At 49.4% G+C, this 5408-nt stretch carries 4 protein-coding genes; 3 read left to right on the forward strand and 1 reads right to left on the reverse strand.

Annotated features, from left to right (window positions below; translation table 11 throughout):
- From B3W37_RS13195 to B3W37_RS13205, 3 genes are all read left to right on the forward strand, one after another.
- The coding region (locus B3W37_RS13195) for a PAS domain S-box protein (protein WP_483176103.1) at positions 1-1676 on the forward strand (1676 nt) is incomplete at its 5' end.
- Positions 1677-1780: 104 nt separating this feature from the next.
- Positions 1781-3580, forward strand: coding sequence for a DUF4153 domain-containing protein (locus B3W37_RS13200; protein WP_483169401.1), 1800 nt, complete (start codon positions 1781-1783; stop codon positions 3578-3580).
- A 200-nt stretch (positions 3581-3780) separates the two neighbouring features.
- Complete coding sequence (locus tag B3W37_RS13205) at positions 3781-4482, forward strand: LiaI-LiaF-like domain-containing protein (protein WP_483169400.1); 702 nt, start codon at positions 3781-3783, stop codon at positions 4480-4482.
- Positions 4483-4586: 104 nt separating this feature from the next.
- Here the strand turns inward: B3W37_RS13205 and B3W37_RS13210 are convergent.
- A partial coding sequence (locus tag B3W37_RS13210) for a group II intron maturase-specific domain-containing protein (protein ID WP_483176104.1) occupies positions 4587-5408 on the reverse strand: 822 nt, incomplete at its 5' end.

Consider the following 5408-nt stretch of genomic DNA (forward strand, 5'->3'; position numbering starts at 1 on the left):
GGGAAACCATAACAGAAATAATCAATAATAAACTTCACCCTGATGACATTGAGTCTACCTTGAAGGCTATGCGCCGGGTGGTAAGAGACCGCAAGCAAAACCTGGTTTTCCGCTACCGCAACGATGATGGCTCTTTTTCCTGGTGCTCATGTAATATCATAGTCTCCAAGGAAGAAGATGTGGTCATAGGGGTGGGACGAAACATTACCGAATCAAAAGAATCTGAGCGGCGTCAGGCTGATATTATCAACTTCCTTCCTGACGCCACTTTGGTTATTGATCAAAATGGCCGGGTGATAGCATGGAATAAGGCCATTGAAGAAATGACCGGAGTCAGCTCGGAATACATGCTGGGCAAAGGCAATTATGAATACAGCCTGCCGTTTTATGGGGAGTGCCGTCCCATACTGATTGACCTGATCAATCTTAACGAAAGTGAAATTGAAGACTCCTACCTGAGTCTTCACCGGGATTACAAACGCATTTCCGCCGAGAGCTTCTGTCCCTTGATAGGCAGCAGCGGCGCTTTTCTGTATGGCACCGCGTCTCCGCTGTTAGACAGCAACGGGAAGCTGGTGGGTGCGATCGAATCGATCAGAGATGTCAGCTTTCGCAGGAAAACCGAAGCGGCTCTGCGGCAGTCGGAAGAGAAATTTTCCAAAGCATTTCACGGCAGTCCTATTATGATGTGTCTGGCTACCCTTGAAGAGGGTATATTTATCGATGTCAACGAGGCCTTCTGCCGGGTTGTAGGGTATACCCGCGAGGAGATGATAGGCCGCACCAGCACCGAATTGAATTTTTACGCCATCCCCGACACCAGCCGCTCTTACCGCAAACTGCTGATAGAAAAGGGCAGAATCGAACACTATTCTTTCGGCTTCTGCAAAAAATCAGGTCAGGTTCGCGATGGCTTGTTGTGGAGCCAGCTATTGGATATTGACGGCTCATCCTGCCACATAGCCTGCATTATTGACATAACCGAACAAAATCGTCTGGAAAAAGAAATGGCCAGGCTCGACCGCCTTAAACTGGTTGGGGAAATGGCGGCCAGCATCGGCCATGAAATCCGCAATCCCATGACGACCATCCGCGGCTTTTTACAGCTATTGACCGACAAAAAAGATTATCAAGATGATTTCGCCTATTTTGAATTGATGATTGAAGAACTGGACCGGGCCAACAGTATTATAAGCGAATATCTGGGCATGGCGCAGGACAAACTGGTCGACCTGCAGCCCCGCTACCTTGACCAGGCGGTTAAATCGATTTATCCCATGATTCAAGCCGACGCAAATATCAGGGAAATGGCAGTATGCCTTGATCTCTCCAAACCTCCCATACCGCTGATCGATGAAAAAGAGATCCGGCAGATGATTCTAAATCTGGCCCGCAACGGATTGGAGGCCATGTCGCCGGGAGGCACCCTGACTATCGGCACCCAAACCGGGCCCAAGGAAATTGTGCTCTATGTCAGGGATGAAGGTCATGGTTTGGATCCGAGCATTGTGGACAAGATAGGAACCCCTTTCCTTACCACCAAGGAAAAAGGCACCGGTCTTGGCCTGGCCGTCTGCTACAGCATTGCCGCCCGCCATCATGCCACAATTGATTTTGAGACCAGTCCCTGCGGCACTACTTTTTATGTGCGCTTTCCGTTCCCCCCGGATGACTAATCGGTTATTTCCTTCAATTCCGCGAATTTGGATGTAAGTCTGAAAATCATTTCTCAGTAATAAGGTATATTACAATATTGATGATTGACAGGGGAGGAATTCAAATGAACCGTTTGGGGGCTATGATAAAAGCTGCCTTGTTGAGGCTTATTGAAGCTATATCTCGTTTTCCGCTGACTGTAGTCTGTCTGATCGGCGCTACCATACTGTTGTGTTACATGATATCTTTGCACAAGCAGCCCGGACCGATTGTCGAAAAACTGGCCTATACTTTTTTGCTGGGTTCCTTCCTGGGCATCGCCGCACAGTTCGCCTGTGAACGCTTTGAGCAGCTCCACAAAAAGCGTGTTGTGGTTTATCTTGTATCAACCCTGTTGACCATCGGATATTACTTGATTCTTATGCCGGTCCAGAGCATCAGTCATGAGGTTACTATCCGCACTTTTGTAGCAGTGGCCGCCATGTTCTGCGCTTTCATCTGGGTGCCGTCTTTCAGAAGCCGGGCCGATTTTAATGAAATAGCCCTGGTGCATTTTAAATCCGCCTTTATATCAGTTTTGTACTCGGCCGTGCTCAACGCCGGTTGTGCCAGCATTATCGCCGCGGTGGATATCTTGCTCTTCCCGGTCGATAACGATGCTTATGCTTATACCATGGTCGTCATCTGGGTGCTGTTCGCCACGCTCTATTATTTATCACTTTTGCCCCGCTGGGGTTCGGAGCGGGCTGAGGACAGGGAATTTGCCAGGTATTCGGCTGAATACCCCCGCTTCCTGGAAATCCTGGTTTCCTACATTGCGATCCCTCTGGTGGCAGCCTTCACCCTGGTCCTGGCCGCATATTTCGTCAAGATACTATTTACGCTCAAATGGCCTTCGGGGCAACTCGGGGGGATGGTTTTGGCCTACTCCGCCTCCGGACTGATTATTTATATCCTGGCCAGCCTTGCTTCAAACCGTTTTGCTACTTTATACCGTCTGATTTTTCCCAAGGTATTGATTCCGGTTGTAATCATGCAGCTCATATCGGTGGGCATTCGCCTGGATGCCTACGGTATCACCGAATCCCGCTATTACATTACTCTTTTCGGCATTTTTTCACTGGTTTGCGCTATCATGCTCAGTTTTAAGCCAGTATCCAAAAACGGCTTGATCGCCTTGCTGGCAGCCGGTTTTGCTATTTTATCGGTGATACCGCCTGTAGATGCTTTTACCGTATCCCGCAACAGCCAGATCACCCGCCTGGAAAGCATGCTCCTGGCCGAGGGCCTGCTTGTTGACGGAAAAATCACCCCCAAGGCTGAAGTAAGCATGAACCTTCGTCTGGAGGCTACCAGCATACTCAGTTACCTGCAGGCTCGGGATTACACCCGCTATGTTGTCTGGCTGCCCGCTGATTTCACCACCTATAGGGATATGAAAAGTGTTTTTGGATTTGAATCGGCTTACCCGGGTATGGATGTGGAAAGCAATTACTTCTTTGCGGTCATGGATACTCAAAAACCTTTTCCCATCAGCGGTTTTGATATCCTGGTCAGTGCCAGTTCCCACCGCGGAGCAGTAAGCCAAAATCTGTCCGCCGTCGATTTTGAGGTACAGGGCCTGCCTTATAAATTGATCCTGGAACGCCTGTCTGCCCAGGAGGTGCGGCTCGCGGTACAGAACGCGGCCGGTGCCGAACTGATCAGCACCGGTTTGTATGATTTCGGCCAGACCGTCGCCGAAATTGGGAATGTGCCTAAACAGGCCTTGCCTCCCGAACAAATGACTTTTGACGTTGAAAACAACGGCTACAAGCTGCGAGTGATTTTTCAAAACATAAATATCACCAAAGGCGACAGTCTTGAAGCCGGGGTGGATTACGAACTCATGATCATGTTCGGGGTTCCAACAGCCATTCAATAAAATCGTTCCATAATGCCCCGCGCGATCTCCTGGAGCAGCTTCTAAGCGGAGGAGAAAATTAATGCAATAAAACGGTTCCAATGCTGAATGCGACAGGGCTTGAATAGAGAGTAGCAAATAACGCCAAGCTGATATAGACTTGAATTGCAGGAGCCTTTATCCGCGTTGTTCCTGCGGAAGCAAAAGGAGCGTGAGTATATATGGAGAGATTGGGCGGGCGTTATCTGGCCGGGCTGGTCGTGATCGCTTTTGGAATCGTCGCACTGCTTAACAATTTCGGGTTTACCGCTGTCAGTCTGGGATATTTGTTTAATCTATTGTGGCCGCTGTTGATCGTGGTGGCCGGCATTAATTTCATCGCCCGGCGCGATCCGGCCGGATTGATCACCGGAGCCATTTTGACAGCCCTGGGAGTTGCATGGTTTGGCCGCAATGCCGGCTGGTTGGATATTGATATGTCCTTGTTCTGGAAAGCCTTCTGGCCGGTGTTGATCATTATCATCGGGTTGAATATTATGCTCAAAAATGAACACAATAGCCGTGGAAATATAGCTATTATGGGCTCGGTGGAAAAGAAGCACGAGCCCTGGGAGCTTCGCAGTGCTGAATATACCGCCTTCATGGGGGGCATCGACCTGGATATCCGCAAGGCCCGATTTACACAACCAGAGATAACCCTGACCTTGTCAGCCATTATGGGGGGGATAAGCGTCATCCTCCCTCCAGACGTAGCCGTAACCTGCAACGGTACTTCCATTTTAGGCGGAATAGATCTAATGGGCCGCGGATCTGGCGGTATTTTGGGCAGCACCTCCATGCAGAGCGGCGATTTAAAGAACAGCGATAAAATTCTGCATCTCAAATGCACTACCATAATGGGTGGTATTGAAATCAAACAATAGTATCCTCCCGGCAATGGAATTGAGACAAAAAACTCAGCGTTTTAAATTATGCAATGTTTACTGGTACTGAATATCAATCGGGTAGGAGGCTGACCCTTACTGGGTCAGCCGACCTCCCACAGAACCGTACGTACCGTTCGGTATACGGCTCCTCCCATGTTTACACACGAACAGACTCGTAGTAATCGAGAGTTGAAATATCCTGCCTTCTTAAGTCTCTCGGCTGAGATGGCCTTGGCAATGATCGGGTTACGGGCGCAACGCCAGTAGCCCTTTCTTATGTTTGCGCCTTCTCGTGCCACCCAGTCGATTATGCCTAGTTTCTTAAGCATAGCGTAACGCGTCCTGACTCTTTTCCACTGCTTCCAGATGACCATCCGAATACGTCTGCGTAGCCATTGGTCTGTCCTTTTCAGCAGGCTCTTCATGTCCGCGAGTTTGAAGTAGTTGACCCAGCCAGCAATGAACTGCTTGAGTTTTAACTTTCTCTGCTCGTATCCCATGCCGTTGCTTCTTGACGTGATATGGCGTATCCTCGCCTTCATCTTTGCAGCACTTTTGGGATGTACTCGCAAACCCACGTCTCTGTTCTTGTTGATGTAGAACGCGTAACCTAAGAATTTGACCTTGCCTACATAGGCTACTGCCGTCTTTTCCCTGTTCACTTTAAGAAATAGTTTCTTTTCTATGAACGGGATTAGATTCGCCAGTGTCCTTTCCGCCGCCCTTTTGCTTTTGCAGAAGACGAGCAGGTCATCCGCGTAGCGGACGAGTCTATGCCCTCTGCGTTCCAGTTCCCAGTCCAATTCGTTTAGGAGGACGTTTCCACAAAGTGGACTCAATGGACCTCCCTGCGGGACGCCTAGTTCCGTTTCCTCAAATCTGCCAATGCGTGTGACAACGCCTGCCCGGAGATATTTATGGAT

It is taken from the genome of Syntrophomonas sp. UBA5494 (assembly GCF_002426325.1).

Excerpts from the sequence above, each read along its gene's own strand:
- B3W37_RS13205 (WP_483169400.1), top strand. The coding sequence starts at position 3,781 with ATGGAGAGATTGGGCGGGCGTTATCTGGCCGGGCTGGTCGTGATCGCT.
- B3W37_RS13200 (WP_483169401.1), top strand. The coding sequence starts at position 1,781 with ATGAACCGTTTGGGGGCTATGATAAAAGCTGCCTTGTTGAGGCTTATT.